Annotated in this window: 14 protein-coding genes; 2 read left to right on the plus strand and 12 right to left on the minus strand. The window is 71.2% G+C overall.

Annotation, left to right across the window (positions count from 1 at the left end; all coding sequences use genetic code 11):
- Positions 1-50: 50 nt before the first annotated feature.
- Both AC5L30_RS13325 and AC5L30_RS13330 read right to left on the minus strand, forming a co-directional pair.
- A complete protein-coding gene (locus tag AC5L30_RS13325; RefSeq protein WP_494867484.1) occupies positions 51-635 on the minus strand; it encodes a peptide deformylase in 585 nt (194 codons plus the stop codon).
- Positions 632-1,144, minus strand: coding sequence for a glycine cleavage system transcriptional repressor (locus AC5L30_RS13330; RefSeq protein ID WP_494867486.1), 513 nt, complete (start codon positions 1,142-1,144; stop codon positions 632-634). The genes AC5L30_RS13325 and AC5L30_RS13330 overlap by 4 nt, the downstream gene beginning before the upstream one ends.
- Positions 1,145-1,240: 96 nt before the next feature.
- Here AC5L30_RS13330 and AC5L30_RS13335 point away from each other — a divergent pair, with 96 nt between their 5' ends.
- Positions 1,241-2,152 (plus strand): HhH-GPD family protein, encoded by a 912-nt coding sequence (locus tag AC5L30_RS13335; protein WP_494867487.1) that lies wholly within the window; start codon positions 1,241-1,243, stop codon positions 2,150-2,152.
- 399 nt (positions 2,153-2,551) lie between these two features.
- Here AC5L30_RS13335 and AC5L30_RS13340 read toward each other — a convergent pair whose 3' ends face one another.
- The 3 genes from AC5L30_RS13340 to lysS form a co-directional block, all read right to left on the minus strand.
- Positions 2,552-5,095, minus strand: coding sequence for an ATP-dependent Clp protease ATP-binding subunit (locus AC5L30_RS13340; RefSeq protein WP_196920089.1), 2,544 nt, complete (start codon positions 5,093-5,095; stop codon positions 2,552-2,554).
- A gap of 570 nt (positions 5,096-5,665) precedes the next feature.
- Complete coding sequence (locus AC5L30_RS13345) at positions 5,666-6,010, minus strand: histone-like nucleoid-structuring protein Lsr2 (protein ID WP_181548539.1); 345 nt, start codon at positions 6,008-6,010, stop codon at positions 5,666-5,668.
- Between the two features lie 111 nt (positions 6,011-6,121).
- Entirely contained in the window at positions 6,122-7,630 is a 1,509-nt protein-coding gene (lysS, locus tag AC5L30_RS13350) for a lysine--tRNA ligase (RefSeq protein ID WP_494867489.1), read from the minus strand.
- Between the two features lie 88 nt (positions 7,631-7,718).
- Here lysS and AC5L30_RS13355 point away from each other — a divergent pair, with 88 nt between their 5' ends.
- Positions 7,719-8,459 (plus strand): class I SAM-dependent methyltransferase, encoded by a 741-nt coding sequence (locus AC5L30_RS13355; protein WP_494867491.1) that lies wholly within the window; start codon positions 7,719-7,721, stop codon positions 8,457-8,459.
- Positions 8,460-8,472: 13 nt separating this feature from the next.
- Here the strand turns inward: AC5L30_RS13355 and AC5L30_RS13360 are convergent, their stop codons facing one another.
- The 7 genes from AC5L30_RS13360 to AC5L30_RS13390 form a co-directional block, all read right to left on the minus strand.
- Complete coding sequence (locus AC5L30_RS13360) at positions 8,473-9,231, minus strand: type III pantothenate kinase (protein WP_494867492.1); 759 nt, start codon at positions 9,229-9,231, stop codon at positions 8,473-8,475.
- Between the two features lie 17 nt (positions 9,232-9,248).
- Complete coding sequence (gene nadC / locus AC5L30_RS13365) at positions 9,249-10,151, minus strand: carboxylating nicotinate-nucleotide diphosphorylase (protein ID WP_494867494.1); 903 nt, start codon at positions 10,149-10,151, stop codon at positions 9,249-9,251.
- A 34-nt stretch (positions 10,152-10,185) separates the two neighbouring features.
- A complete protein-coding gene (locus AC5L30_RS13370; RefSeq protein WP_494867495.1) occupies positions 10,186-11,892 on the minus strand; it encodes an L-aspartate oxidase in 1,707 nt (568 codons plus the stop codon).
- Between the two features lie 108 nt (positions 11,893-12,000).
- Positions 12,001-12,897 (minus strand): septum formation family protein, encoded by an 897-nt coding sequence (locus AC5L30_RS13375; RefSeq protein WP_494867497.1) that lies wholly within the window; start codon positions 12,895-12,897, stop codon positions 12,001-12,003.
- Between the two features lie 96 nt (positions 12,898-12,993).
- A complete protein-coding gene (panD, locus tag AC5L30_RS13380) occupies positions 12,994-13,422 on the minus strand; it encodes an aspartate 1-decarboxylase (RefSeq protein WP_494867499.1) in 429 nt (142 codons plus the stop codon).
- 44 nt (positions 13,423-13,466) lie between these two features.
- Positions 13,467-14,315 (minus strand): pantoate--beta-alanine ligase, encoded by an 849-nt coding sequence (gene panC, locus AC5L30_RS13385; protein WP_494867501.1) that lies wholly within the window; start codon positions 14,313-14,315, stop codon positions 13,467-13,469.
- Complete coding sequence (locus tag AC5L30_RS13390; RefSeq protein ID WP_494867503.1) at positions 14,312-15,286, minus strand: Rossmann-like and DUF2520 domain-containing protein; 975 nt, start codon at positions 15,284-15,286, stop codon at positions 14,312-14,314. Before AC5L30_RS13390 ends, panC begins: the two co-directional genes overlap by 4 nt.
- Positions 15,287-15,339 lie beyond the last annotated feature (53 nt).

Below are 15,339 nucleotides of genomic sequence, written 5' to 3' on the forward strand. Positions count from 1 at the left end.
CATCCCGGGCCGCTCGCCCCACACTCCACAGAGGAGAGTTCGGCACCCGATCACAGGTAGACCTTGCGCTGATAGACCGCGTGCGCACCGGCCACCCGGTCCAGGAAGAGTAGCCCCGCGCAGTGGTCGATCTCGTGCTGCAACGCCCGAGCCTCGAAGCCGTCGGTCACCAGCCGGACCGGCTCGCCGCTGCCCGGCAGGTCTCCCTCCACGACCAGCCGGCTGGCCCGCTTCACGTCCCCGGTCAGATCCGGCACCGACATGCAGCCCTCCCGGCCCGGCTTCCACCGCGTCGCCTCGACCACCCGCGCGTTGCACAGCACGAAGGTGCCGTGCACCGTCACCGCCTTCGGGTGCCCGGTCACGTCGACGGCGAAGACCCGAGCCCCCACCCCGACCTGCGGCGCCGCGAGCCCGACGCAGCCCGGCGAGACCTTCATCGTGGCCACCAGGTCGGCCGCCAACTGGACCGTCTCCTCGGCCGTGGGATCGACCTCGCCCGCGGCCCGACTCAACACCGGATGCGGGGCCGACACCACCGCCCGCACCACACCGGGCACCGCCAGCGAATCCGGCGTCCAGTCACCCAGACCGGCGTACGCCTCGACGTCCGGCCCACGCTCCTCGCCGGTCACAACAGATCCGGGTCCGCCGGCCGGAGGGTGACCTCCACGCCCAGCTCGGCAGCCGTCCGGTGCAGCCGGTCGATCAAAGTGTCCGCCACACCGGCCGGCAACTCGACCTCCGCCAGGACCACGTAGAGCGCGCCGGTCAACCGGGTACTCAGATCGGTGACATTCCCCCCGGCGTCCACCAGCACCCGCGTCATCGCCGCGACGATCCCCATCCGGTCCGAACCGTGCACCGCCAGCACGTACGGCTCACCCGCCGGAGGCACGTCGCCGTCGGGGGTGACCGCGCGTACCGTCGCCAACAGCTGGCCCTCGGCGGCCAGCGACGCCAGTGCGGCCTCCACCTCGGCTGCGGCCGGGCCGGTGCAGATGAGGGTCATCGCGAAATGCCCCCGCAGCCGCGTCATCGTGCTGTCGGTGAGGTTCGCGCCCAGTCGGGCCAGCACCTCCGCGACGTCGGCCACGATGCCCGGCCGGTCCCGACCGATGACGGTGATCGCGAGCTCGTTCATCCGCGCATTCTCCCCCGTCCGCCGAACGACGACGTGGCACCCCGCCCGAGCCGCCCAACCAACGGGAACGCCGGGCGTGACATCATCGACGACGCCATGACTCAACCCGACTTCGCCACCGTGGTCAGCCGCTGGTTCCAGCAACACGCCCGTGACCTGCCGTGGCGCGAGCCCGGGGTCACCCCGTGGGCCATCCTGGTCAGCGAGGTCATGCTCCAACAGACACCCGTGGTCCGGGTGGTGCCGGCCTGGCAGGCATGGCTGGCCCGTTGGCCGGAGCCGGCCGCGTTGGCGGCGGACACCCCAGCCGAGGCGATCCGGATGTGGGGGCGCCTCGGCTACCCCCGCCGGGCGGTCCGGCTGCGCGAATGCGCTGTCGCGGTCGTCGACCGGCACGGCGGCCAGGTGCCGGACCGGCTGGAGCAACTGCTGGCACTGCCCGGCGTCGGCACCTACACCGCCCGGGCGGTGGCCGCCTTCGCGTACGGGCAGCGGCACCCGGTGGTCGACACCAACGTACGCCGAGTGGTGTGCCGGGCGGTGGCCGGCGAACCGGACGCCGGGCCGGTCACCCGACCAGCCGACCTGGTCGCCACCGAAGAGCTGCTCCCGGCCGAACCGGCCGCGGCGGCGCTGGCCAGTGCCGCGTTCATGGAACTGGGCGCGGTGATCTGCACGGCCCGGTCACCACGCTGCACGGCCTGTCCCGTCGAGTCGGTGTGCGCGTGGCGGGCGTCCGGCCGGGAGGCGCCGGCCGGGCCGACCCGCCGACCCCAGCGGTACGCGGGCACCGACCGACAGGTACGCGGTCTGCTGCTCGGAGTGCTCCGGGACAGCATCGGACCGGTTCCGCACCAGCGACTGGACCAGGTCTGGAGCGACGACGTGCAGCGCGCCCGCGCCCTCGCCGGCCTGGTGCAGGACGGCCTGGTCGAACCGGCCGGCGCGGACTCCTTCCGCCTGGTGGGTGACGGCCCGTCCCTGCCAACCGCCGACCTCACCACCTGACCCGGCGTCCCCACCCTGAGCGCGACCCACGCACCACACGCCCCGCGCCCGCATCCCGCACGCCACATCTCGCAGGCCACATCTCGCAGGCCGCATCCCGCAGGCCGCACGCCGCACGCCGCACGCTCGAGATCTTGCGCGATCTTGCGGGCGGGGGCCTGCACCGGTAGCGAGGCCATCGTCGAGCTCACCGCCCTGCCCACCATCACGCCCCGCACATCAGGGAAAGTGCTGCCTCGCGACGTCCGCAGGCAGCACTTTCCCTGATGTTGAAAGGATCTTGCCGGGGCGGGCCACGTGAGGCGCGGGCCGGTGCGGTGGGTGCTGCCTGTGGGGTAGCGCAACAAGGCGGGGCCCCGGTGGCTTGCGCCACCGGGGCCCCGCCCCTTGCTGCTTGTGTTACTCGTCCACGCCTGCGGCGGCGGTGCCAGCGGCAGTGCCGCCGAGGTCGGCCGGGACGGCGTCCGGAACTTCAACCGGCTTGTCCGAGCCCCGGAAGACGAGCTTGGAGTTGTCGATGTCGTCCGGGTCGCCTTCGCAGTCGACCACGACGATCTGACCCGGGGTCAGCTCGTTGAACAGGATCCGCTCGGAGAGGTTGTCCTCGATGTCGCGCTGGATCGTGCGACGAAGCGGACGGGCACCGAGCACCGGGTCGAAGCCCTTCGCGGCCAGGTACTTCTTGGCGTTGTCGGTCAGCTCCAGACCCATGTCCTTGTTCCGCAGCTGGCCCTCGATCCGCTGGATCATGATGTCCACGATCGAGAGGATCTCGGTCTGGCGCAGCTGGTGGAAGACGATGGTGTCGTCGATCCGGTTGAGGAACTCAGGCCGGAAGTGCTGCTTGAGCTCGTCGTTGACCTTCTGCTTCATCCGGTCGTAGTTGGACTCGGAGTCCTCCGACTGCTGGAAGCCCAGCGACACCGCCTTGGCGACGTCTCGGGTGCCCAGGTTGGTGGTCAGGATGATGACCGTGTTCTTGAAGTCCACGATCCGACCCTGACCGTCGGTGAGCCGACCGTCTTCGAGGATCTGCAAGAGCGTGTTGAACACGTCCGGGTGGGCCTTCTCGATCTCGTCGAAGAGGACCACCGAGAACGGCCGACGCCGCACCTTCTCGGTCAGCTGCCCGCCCTCGTCGTAGCCGACGTAGCCGGGAGGGGCACCCACGAGCCGGGAGACCGTGTAACGGTCGTGGAACTCGGACATGTCCAGCTGGATGAGGGCATCCTCGCTGCCGAAGAGGAACTCGGCGAGCGCCTTGGACAGCTCGGTCTTACCGACACCGGACGGGCCGGCGAAGATGAACGAGCCGGACGGGCGCTTCGGGTCCTTCAGGCCGGCCCGGGTACGCCGGATCGCCTTCGAGACCGCCTTGACCGCGTCCTCCTGGCCGATGACGCGCTTGTGCAGCTCGTCCTCCATGCGCAGCAGGCGCGAGGTCTCCTCCTCGGTCAGCTTGTAGACCGGGATACCGGTCCAGTTGCCGAGCACCTCGGCGATCTGCTCGTCGTCAACCTCGCTGACGACGTCCAGGTCACCGGCCTTCCACTCCTTCTCCCGCTGAGCCTTCTGGCCGAGGAGCTGCTTCTCCTTGTCGCGCAGCTGGGCGGCGCGCTCGAAGTCCTGCGCGTCGATCGCGGACTCCTTGTCGCGACGCACCTGGGCGATGCGCTCGTCGAAGTCACGCAGGTCTGGCGGCGCGGTCATCCGACGGATCCGCATCCGGGCACCGGCCTCGTCGATCAGGTCGATCGCCTTGTCCGGGAGGAAGCGGTCGGAGATGTACCGGTCGGCCAGCGTCGCGGCGGCAACGAGAGCCGCGTCGGTGATGCTCACGCGGTGGTGAGCCTCGTAGCGGTCACGCAGGCCCTTGAGGATCTCGATGGTGTGGGCCAGCGACGGCTCACCCACCTGGATCGGCTGGAACCGGCGCTCGAGAGCGGCGTCCTTCTCCAGGTGCTTGCGGTATTCGTCGAGCGTGGTGGCACCGATCGTCTGAAGCTCACCACGGGCCAGCATCGGCTTGAGGATGCTCGCGGCGTCGATCGCGCCCTCGGCGGCACCCGCACCCACCAGGGTGTGGATCTCGTCGATGAAGAGGATGATGTCGCCGCGGGTGCGGATCTCCTTGAGCACCTTCTTGAGGCGCTCCTCGAAGTCACCGCGGTAGCGGGAACCGGCCACGAGCGCGCCCAGGTCGAGCGTGTAGAGCTGCTTGTCCTTGAGGGTCTCGGGCACCTCGCCCTTGATGATCTTCTGGGACAGGCCCTCCACCACGGCGGTCTTACCGACGCCGGGCTCACCGATCAGGACCGGGTTGTTCTTGGTACGGCGGGAGAGCACCTGCATGACCCGCTCGATTTCCTTCTCGCGCCCGATGACCGGGTCGAGCTTGCCCTCGCGGGCGGCCTGAGTCAGGTTGCGGCCGAACTGGTCCAGCACCAGGCTGGTCGACGGCGCGGCCTCACCCGGCGCGGCGCCTGCCGCGGCAGGCTCCTTGCCCTGGTAGCCGGAGAGCAGCTGGATCACCTGCTGGCGGACCCGGTTGAGGTCGGCGCCGAGCTTGACCAGCACCTGGGCGGCGACGCCCTCGCCCTCACGGATCAGCCCGAGCAGGATGTGCTCCGTGCCGATGTAGTTGTGGCCGAGCTGCAGCGCCTCGCGCAGCGACAGCTCCAGCACCTTCTTTGCCCGCGGCGTGAACGGGATGTGCCCGCTCGGCGCCTGCTGGCCCTGGCCGATGATCTCCTCGACCTGCTGGCGGACGCCCTCCAGGGAGATGCCGAGGCTCTCCAGGGCTTTTGCCGCGACGCCTTCACCTTCGTGGATCAGGCCCAGCAGGATGTGTTCCGTACCGATGTAGTTGTGGTTGAGCATCCGGGCCTCTTCTTGGGCCAGGACGACAACCCGTCGCGCTCGGTCGGTGAACCGCTCGAACATGCCCTCGTGCTCCTCACGTGCCGTGCGCCTTGATGGTCAAGATCTTGGCGGGGCCGGTGCACGAACGTCCAGGACGGGCGTCCGTGCCTCCTTACTCTATCGTCGCTGACCGACTCAGCTGAGGTCGTGTGTCTCTGCTCTGGGTCGGTTCCACGTCGTTTTGAACAACCGTCCGCGCTCAGGAGGTGTTCCGGTAGCCCTGCCGCTACGCGCAGAGCGAAATCCGACTGGCGCTACGGGAGCCCGATCCGGGGTCCGGAAGCGTTCCGGGAGGCTCCGGGAGGGCGGACCGGCGGTCGCGACGAGCGCCGCGCCCACCCCTGGGGAAGTTGTCCACAGGTTGTGGATAGCTGTTCCACTGGTTGTGGACAACGTCGGTCGGCCCGGAATGCTTCCCGGCCCGCAACGACCACGACAACGCAAGCCCGAAACGGACATAACGACGCCGTCCCTGGAACGGGCACAACGGCGCCGGCCATCACCGGATACGGCGACGCCGGCCCGGAGAACTTCTCCGGCCCGGCGTCGGTGTCGCCTGCGGTGGCGGTTGACCACCGAGCTACTGACGGATCAGCGCTTCGCGTGGAACTCGTCCACGATCTCCTGCGGGATACGACCCCGGTCCGAGATGTCCTTGCCGGCCTTCTTGGCCCACTCCCGGATCGCCTTGTTCTGTTCCCGATCGGCGGTCGCGCCACCCCGACCGCGGGCAGCCCGGCCACCGATCACCACGCCGCCCCGGCCGACCTTGGTGCCGGCAGCCACGTACGAGGCAAATGCATCGCGCAATTTCGCGGCGTTGGCGCTCGACAGGTCGATCTCGTACTGAACGCCGTCGAGGGCGAACTTGACGGTCTCGTCCGCGTCCCCGCCGTCCAGGTCATCGACCAGCTTGTGAATGATCTGCTTGGCCACGTCCCACATTCCTTTCGAGCAGGGCGCTCCTGCTAACGAGAGCACAATAACCCCCGCGCCGCTCGTCGCGTCAATAGGATCCGGTTACGGCCCGGCGTGAGCCGGGCGGGACTACTCCTGGCGGACCAACGGGAAGAGGATCGTTTCCCGAATTCCGAGCCCGGTCAGGGCCATCAACAGCCGGTCGATTCCCATTCCCATACCGCCGGCCGGCGGCATTCCATACTCCATCGCCCGAAGAAAGTCCTCGTCGAGACGCATCGCCTCGTCGTCACCACGGGCGGCCAACTGCGCCTGGGCAACCAGCCGTTCCCGCTGCACGACCGGGTCGACCAGCTCGGAGTACGCGGTGCCCAACTCGAAGCCGAGCACGTAGAGGTCCCACTTCTCGGCCAGCCCCGGCTCGCTGCGGTGTGCCCGGGTCAGCGGGCTCGTCTCCTCCGGGTAGTCCCGTACGAAGGTGGGCGCCTCCAGGCCGGGAACGACCAGTTCCTCGAACAACTCCTCGGCCAGCTTGCCCGGGCCCCACTTCGGGTCCACGGCCAATCCCACCTTGTCCGCGTACTCCACCAGGCGGGAGCGTTCGGTGCGGACCGTGACCTCCTCACCCAGTGCTTCGGAAAGCACACCGAACAACGTCACCGACCGCCACTCGCCGCCCAGGTCGAACTCCCGCCCGTCGGCGTGGGTCACCACCGTCGAGCCGCTCACCGCGATCGCCGCCTGTTGCACGAGATTGCGGGTCAACTCGGCCATCGTGTCGTAGTCGCCGTACGCCTGGTACGTCTCCAGCATCGCGAACTCCGGCGAGTGCGAAGAGTCGACACCCTCATTACGGAAGTTGCGGTTGATCTCGAAGACGCGGTCGACGCCGCCGACCACAGCACGCTTGAGAAACAGTTCCGGAGCGATTCGCAGATACAGATCGGTGTTCAACGCATTGCTGTGGGTCACGAACGGTCGGGCCGCCGCGCCCCCATGCAGCAGTTGCAACATCGGCGTTTCCACCTCGATGAAGCCCTGCCCGTGCAGTGAATCGCGCAGACTGCGTACCGCGGCGGCCCGGGTGCGCACCATCTCCCGCGCCTGCGGCCGAACAATCAGATCGACGTAGCGCTGCCGGACGCGCGCCTCCTCGGAGAGGGGCTTGTGGGCCACCGGCAACGGTCGCAGCGCCTTGGCGGTCATCTCCCATTGCTGAGCCAGCACCGACAGCTCACCCCGGCGGCTGGTGATCACCTCACCGGTGACGCCGACGTGGTCGCCGAGGTCGACGAGGCGCTTCCACGCCTCCAGCCGCTCCGGCCCGACCCGGTCCAGGGAGAGCATCGCCTGCAACTCGGTGCCGTCGCCGTCGCGAAGGGTCGCGAAGCAGAGCTTGCCGGTGTTGCGTACGAAGATCACCCGGCCGGTGACCGCGACCTGGTCGCCGGTCGCGGTGTCGGTCGGCAGGTCGGCGTAGCCCGCCCGGACCTGCGCCAGGGTGGTGGTGCGGGGGAAGCCGACCGGGTAGGGCTCGACGCCGTCGGCGAGCATCCGGTCCCGCTTCTCCCGGCGGACCTTCATCTGCTCGGGAAGGTCGTCGGCGGGGTCCACTGGCACGGGGTTCTGCTCGCTCACGGCACGCTTCCTCGTCACGGAGATACAGGGGGTCAGGCCCGAGCGTACTCAAGCGGTCCGGAGGCTGTTACGGGATAACCTGCCCGTCATGGTCGATCACACTCATGCCCTGTCGTTCGGTGCCGCCGCGAGTGATTACGACCGGTTTCGACCACGTTATCCCGAGGCTGCGGTCCGCTGGGCACTCGACGGGCTGAGCGAAGCCCGGGTGGTCGATCTGGCAGCGGGCACCGGCATCCTGACCCGCGCTGTGCTGGCCCTGGGCCACGAGGTCGTACCGGTCGAGCCCGATCCGGGGATGCGGGCGCAGCTCGCCGCCAGCACCCCGGGCACGACGGCGCTGGCGGGCAGCGCCGAGGCCGTGCCGCTGCCCGACTCGACGACGGACGCGGTGCTGGTCGGGACGGCGTACCACTGGTTCGACCGGGAGCCCGCGCACGCCGAGATCGCCCGGATGCTTCGTCCCGGCGGCACCTTCGCCCCCCTCTGGAACATCCGGGACGACAGCGTCGACTGGGTGGCCGAGCTGGGTCGCATCGCCCACTTCGGGGACAAGTCGGCCCGCCAGGTCGTCGGCGAGTGCTCCGACTTCGGCCCCGCCTTCGATGCCATCGAGTCGCGCGAGTTCGCGCACCGCAGCACGCTCACGCCGGATCAGCTCCTCGGCGTGGTCCGCACCCGCTCGTACTGGCTCACCGCTTCCACCGACGATCAGCAGCGGGTCGAGCGGGAGTTGACCGAACTCCTGAGCACCCACCCGGCCCTGGTGGGCCGGGACACCATCGAGCTGCCGTACCGGACGCTGGTGCTGCGCGCCCGGCGCCGCTGACGCCAACGGGGTCTCACAGGTTGCGCTCGTAGACCATCCGCAGGCCGATCAGCGTGATCATCGGTTCGTGGTGGGTGATGCGGTGGCACTCGTTGATCACCAGGGAGGCGAGGCCGCCGGTGGCGATCACCGCCCGCACCTCGCCCAACTCCTCGGTCATCCGCTCGACGATCCGGTCCACCTGCCCGGCGAAGCCGAAGTACAGGCCGGCCTGGAGGCACTCCACGGTGTTCTTGCCGATCACCGAGCGGGGCTTGGTGGCCTCGACCTTACGCAACTGCGCGGCCCGGGCGGCCAGCGCGTCGAAGGAGATCTCGATGCCCGGGGCGAAAGCGCCGCCGAGGAACTCGCCGCGCTCGCTGATCACGTCGAAGTTGGTGGTGGTACCGAAGTCCACCACGATCGACGGGCCGCCGTAGAGGGTGTACGCGGCCAGGGTGTTCACCACCCGGTCGGCGCCGACCTCCTTCGGATTGTCGATCGCCAACTGCACCCCGGTCCGCACCCCCGGCTCGACCACGACGCTCGGCAGGTCGGCGTAGTAGCGGCTCAGCATGGTGCGCAGCGATCGCAGCGCGGCCGGCACCGTGGAGCAGGCGGCCACACCGGTGATCTCGACGTTGTCGCTGGCGAGCAGACCCCGGAACATCAGGCCCAGCTCGTCCGCCGTCGAACGGGCATCGGTCTTGATCCGCCAGGAGTGCACCAGCTTGTCGCCGTCGAAGGTCGCCAGCACGGTGTTGGTGTTTCCGATGTCGATGCAGAGCAGCACGCACGCAGCCTAGACAACTACTCGGTACGCAGGTCCAGCGCGATGTCCAGGATCGGCGACGAGTGCGTCAACGCGCCCACCGAGAGGAAGTCCACGCCGGTGGCCGCGTACCGGCCGGCCACCTCCAGGGTCAGCCCGCCGGTCGCCTCCAGCTCCGCCCGGTCACCCACCGCGGCCACCGCCTCGGCCAGCACCTCCGGTGTCATGTTGTCGCAGAGCAGGAAGTCCGCCCCGGCCTCCACCGCCTCCACCGCCTCGTCGACTCCTGTCACCTCGACCTGCACCGGCACCTCCGGGAACGCCTCCCGGACCCGCCGGTAGGCCGCCGTGATGCTCCCGGCCGCCAGCTTGTGGTTGTCCTTGATCATGGCCACGTCGTAGAGGCCCATCCGCTTGTTGGTGCCACCGCCGGCCCGCACCGCGTACTTCTCCAGCGCCCGCAGGCCCGGCGTCGTCTTGCGGGTGTCCAGCACCTTCGCCTTCGTGCCGGCCAGCGCGTCCGTCCAGGCGCGGGTGTGGGTGGCCACTCCGGACATCCGGCAGAGCAGGTTGAGCGCCGTCCGCTCGGCCGTCAGCAGCAGCCGGGTCGGGCCGGTCACCGTCGCCAGCACGTCGCCGCGGGCCACCCGCTCGCCGTCGCGGGCCAGCACCGACACCTCGACGGTACGACCGAAGCCGGTCACCTCTCCCACCAGCTCGAACACGGCGGCGGCCACCGCCATCCCGGCCACCACCCCGTCCGCGCGGGCCACCAGGTCGGCGGTGTCGGTCTGCGCCGCCGGAATGGTGGCCACACTGGTGACGTCCAGGAAATCCGGGCCCAGATCCTCGACCAGCGCGCCCTCGATCACCTGCCGCACCTGCGCCGGATCCAGCCCAGCCGCCCGCAACGCCGCCTGCGTCGACTCGATCAATGTCATCTCCGTTCGCGACTGCGGGGCTCGCAAGACCGGCTCACTCCTCGCGCTCACTGTGCTTCTCCCATTGCTGCGTCACCCGGCCCTGCGCACCTACCGCCCCGACCAGATGGCCCAGCCACCGCTCGTCGGCGGTCGGGAAGTCCTCCCGCCAGTGGCAGCCCCGGGTCTCTTCACGGGCGTACGCGGCGGCAACCAGCGTCGACGCCACGGTGAGCAGGTTCGTCGCCTCCCAGTCGGCGGTCCGCGGCCGACCCCGGGCAACACCCAACTCGGTCAACGTCCCGGCCGTCCCGGCCAGCGTCGCCGCGGACCGGAGCACCCCGGCGCCCCGGGTCATCGCCCGTTGCAGGGTCGGCGTCACCTCCGCCGGCAGCACCCAGCCGGTACCCCCACGCCAGGCGCCGGTGTCCGCCGGCTGAACCTGCTCGGGCAGGCCGGCCGCGATGTCCTCGGCGATCCGGCGGGAGAAGACCAGACCCTCCAGCAGGGAGTTGCTGGCCAGCCGGTTCGCGCCGTGCACGCCCGTGCAGGCCACCTCGCCGCAGGCGTACAGGCCGGGGATCGAGGTGCGGCCGCGCAGGTCGGTCCGGACGCCGCCGGAGGCGTAGTGGGCGGCCGGGGCCACCGGGATCAGGTCGGTCGCCGGGTCCACGCCGATCGCCAGGCAGGACGCCACGATGGTGGGGAACCGACCGGCCAGGAAGTCGCCGCCCAGGTGCCGTGCGTCGAGAAAGACGTGGTCCGCGCCGGTGGCCAGCAACACCCGGTGGATGCCCTTGGCCACCACGTCCCGGGGGGCCAGCTCAGCCAACTCGTGCTGGCCCACCATGAACCTCTTGCCGTCCGCGTCCACCAGGTACGCGCCCTCGCCGCGCAACGCCTCGGAGACCAGTGGCTGCTGCGCGTGCCCCGCCCCGGGCACCCCCGCGCCGGACGGGGTGATCAGGGCGGTCGGATGGAACTGGACGAACTCCACGTCGGTCACCGCCGCGCCGGCCCGCAGCGCCAGCGCCACCCCGTCCCCGGTGGAGACCGCCGGGTTGGTGGTGGCCGAGAAAATCTGTCCCATCCCGCCGGTGGCGAGCACCACCGCACGGGCCAGCAGCGCGCCGACGCCGTCCTCGCTGCCCTCACCCAACACGTGCAGGGTGATCCCGCAGGCCGCGCCGAGCCCATCCGGCCCGTCGCCCGGCGCGCGCAGCAGGTCCAGCACGAGGGCGTGCTCGACCAGCCGGATCCACGGGTCGCGTTGCACCGCCGCGTGCAGGGCCCGCTGCACCTCCGCGCCGGTGGCGTCCCCGCCAGCATGCACGATCCGGTCCGCCCGGTGCCCGCCCTCACGGGTCAGCATCAGCGAGCCGTCCGGGTGACGATCGAACTCGGCGCCGGTCCGGATCAACTCACGGAGCCGGGTCGGGCCCTCCTCGACCAGCACCCGGACCGCCGCCGGGTCGCAGAGCCCGACTCCGGCGACCTCGGTGTCCCGGGCATGTGCCGCCGGGCTGTCGGCCGGGTCGAGCACTGCGGCGATGCCGCCCTGTGCCCACCGGGTCGAGCCGTCGTCAATGTTGACCTTGGTAACCACCGTGACGTGCAGACCCGCCTCACGCAGGTGCAGGGCCGCGGTCAACCCGGCCACACCGGAACCCACCACGATCACGTCGGTGGTCTCCACCCAGCCGGGCGCGGGCGCGGCCAGCAGCGCGGGCAGGGCAGGCAGGTCGACGGTCGGGAGGTCCATCCCCCCAGTCAACCCGAACCATCCTCGCCCGGGGCGGCGGGGGCGGGACGAGTGTTTTGGGCGACCCCGTCCGGCGCGCGCCGCGCCGCGCCGGCCGTCAGGCCGTGGTCACTTCGTCCGGACCGGTAGACCAGCCGGGCCCGCGCCCTTCAGCGAGACGGCCACCGTACGGTCGCTGAGCCACAGATAGCAGCGGACGCCCCGATCACCGACCTTCCACCGCCCCGCCCCCGGCGGCCGGACCACCACCCCGCTGCGGAAGCGCAGGTCGGTGTCGTCCGGAACGCCCGCGTACCGGGCGAGGACGCTGCGACAACCCGTGTAGAGCGGCACCCAGTCGGCGTCCCGGGTCGGGTACGCCATGTCCGGTGCGCGCCACACCCCGACGAACTCGGCGTCGTGCTGTTTGCCGCACTCCACCGGGATCAGCGTCTGCACACCCCGGCCGGCACCACCGCGGGTCTGCTGGCAACCGAGGCGCAGCACGGTGGGCCCCTTCAACGCGTCCCGCAGACTGCCCGAACGGACCACCACGGTGGCCGCCGCCTCGACGGTGGTCAGCTCGGTGAGGTCGCAGCGGAACCACCGGGACCCCGCCGCCCAGCCCGGCCCGTTGGGCAGCGCCACGGACATCCGCAGCCGGCCGGCCCGCCAGTCGTCACCCACGTAGCCGGTGGCCCGGGTGTCGCACTCGGCGAACGCGCCCCGCAACTCGGCCGAACCCCCCGCCGGGGCGGTCGTCCGCTCGGCCGGAAACGCCCCCACATGCACGGTCTCCAGGCGGTGCGGCCCGGCGCAGTCCACCGGCTCATAGCTGGCCAGGCTGACCAGGTCGGTGAAGTCGGCGGCGTGACACACACCGGCGGCCGGGGTGAACGCCGACGGCGCCGGCAACGCCGCCCAGTCATCGGTCAGATCACCGTCCAGGCCGCCGGACCCGGCACAGCCCACCAGCAACACCGCCGTCACGGCAGCGGCGAACAGGGTCGTCATGGCACGGCGCATCGCGGCCTCCCCCAGCCACCGACCGGCTTCCGCCAGCGTGCCCAGGGTAACCGGAAATGACCTTCTGGTGACAGACCGGAATCGCGGTACGCGGGATCAGACTCCGGACACGGCCAGCGGGCTGGGTACCGGGTTCCCGGCCGTACCGGGCGCCGCCGCCGCCGGGTCGGCACCCAACTCGACCACCCGGTTGTCGGCGTCGACGTGCACGACCCGTGGCCGGTAGGACCGGGCCTCGGCGTCGTCCATCTGCCCGTACGAGATCAGGATGACCAGGTCACCGGGGTGCACCAGGTGCGCGGCGGCGCCGTTGATGCCGATCACGCCGCTGCCTCGCTGGCCCGGGATCACGTACGTCTCGAGCCGGGCGCCATTGGTGATGTCCACGATCGCCACCTGCTCGCCGGGGAGCAGGTCGGCGGCGTCGAGCAGATCCTCGTCCACCGTCACCGAACCGACGTAGTGCAGGTCGGCCTGGGTCACCGTGGCCCGGTGGATCTTCGACTTGAGCATGGTCCGCAACATCGGGGTGGCCTTTCGCGGGATTGGTGGAGGGTGGTGCGGCCGGGTCAGGGGCGCGGGGCGAGGTGGATCGCCGCGTTGTCGATCAACCGGGTGGCGCCCACCCAGGCGGCGATGACCAGCCGGGCCGGCCCGGACACCGGCCCCGGTTCCAACTCGGGATCGGTGAGCACCAGGTAGTCGAGGCGGGCACCGGGCGTACCGGCGCCGAACGCGGCGTGCGCGGCGGTCAGCACCGCCCCCGCGTCCAGGCCGTCGTCGGCGGCCCGCGCACCGGCCCGCAGCGCGGCGGACAGGCTCAGCGCGGCGGCCCGCTCCGGCTCGCTCAGGTAACGGTTACGGCTGGAGAGCGCCAGCCCGTCCGGCTCCCGGACGGTCGGCACGCCGACCACCTCGACCGGCACGTCCAGGTCACGGGCCATCCGCCGGACCAGGGTGAGCTGCTGGTAGTCCTTCTCGCCGAAGAACGCCAGGTCCGGTTTGGTGAGCTGGAGCAGCTTCAGCACCACGGTGAGCACGCCGTGGAAGAAGCCGGGGCGGCTCGCCCCCTCCAGCTCGGCGCCGAGCGGACCCGGATCGAGGCGTACGTGGGGCTGCCCGTCCGGGTACATGTCCGCCACCGACGGGGCGAAGACCAGGTCGGCGCCCGCCCGCCGGCACACCTCCAGGTCGGCGTCGAGGGTGCGCGGGTAGCGGTCGAAGTCCTCGTTCGGCCCGAACTGCAACGGGTTCACGAAGATCGTCACCAGCACGTGGTCGGCCTGTTCCCGGGCCGCCCGCAGCAACGTCTCGTGCCCGGAGTGCAGCGCGCCCATGGTCATCACCACCCCGACCGTGCCCTTCAGCCCGGCCCGGGCCTCGGCCAACTCGGCCCGGGTGTGCACAAGCTGGGTCATGCCGCCACCTCCCGACCGCTGTCGGCCAGCACGCCGAGCAGCGACTGTGCGTCCACCGGCCGCAGCCGGCCGGCGGCGATCGCCCGATCGGCGGTGCGCCGGGCCAGCGCCAGGTACGCCGGGACGGACTCCGGTGCGGTGGCCGCCAACCGGGCCAGGTGCCGTTGCACGGTGCCCGCGTCGCCACGGGAGACCGGGCCGGTCAACGCGTCGTCGCCGAGCCGCAGCGCGTTCTCCAGGGCGGCCCGCAGCAGCGGGGCGAGCACCTTCTCCGGCCGGGACACCCCGGCGTCCCGCAACCGGTCGGTCGCCTCGTTGACCAGGGTCACCAGGTGGTTCGCGCCGTGAGCCAGCGCGGCGTGGTAGAGCGGGCGATCCGACTCGGCCACCCACTCGGGTACGCCACCGAGGTCGGCGACCAGCCGGGCAGCCAGCGGGCGCAACTCGGCCGGGGCGGTCACCCCGTACGAGATGCCGTCCAGCCGGGTCAGGTCGTCCGGCGTACCGGTGAAGGTCATCGCCGGGTGCAGGGCGAGCGGCCGGGCGCCGGCCGCGACGGCCGGCCCCAGCACGGCCAGGCCGTGCGCTCCGGAGGTGTGCGCGACGATCTGGCCCGGATGCAGCGCTCCCCGCTCCGCGAGGTCGGTCACCACACCGGCCAGCTTGTCGTCCGGCACCGCGATCAGCAGCAGGTCGGCGGCGGCGTGGGCCACGGCGGCGACCGGGCGGCGGGGCACCTCGGGCACGAGCAGGGCGAGACGGGCGCGGCTGGCGCCGGAGCTGCCGGAGACGGCGACCACCCGGTGCCCGGCGGCGGCGAGCGCGGCGCCCAGCACGGCACCGACCCGACCGGCGCCGACGACACCGACGGTGAGCAGACGGGAGGTGGCGCGGGCGCCGGGAACGGCGCGATCCCACGAGGCGGCGGGCCCGTGCGGGCCGGCCGGACGCGGGCGCAACGGTGCGCTCATGACGACGATCCAGTCCTCGAGAAAGGGTACCGGTCGATCGCAAGTATGCGCCC

Source organism: Micromonospora sp. BQ32, assembly GCF_059358895.1.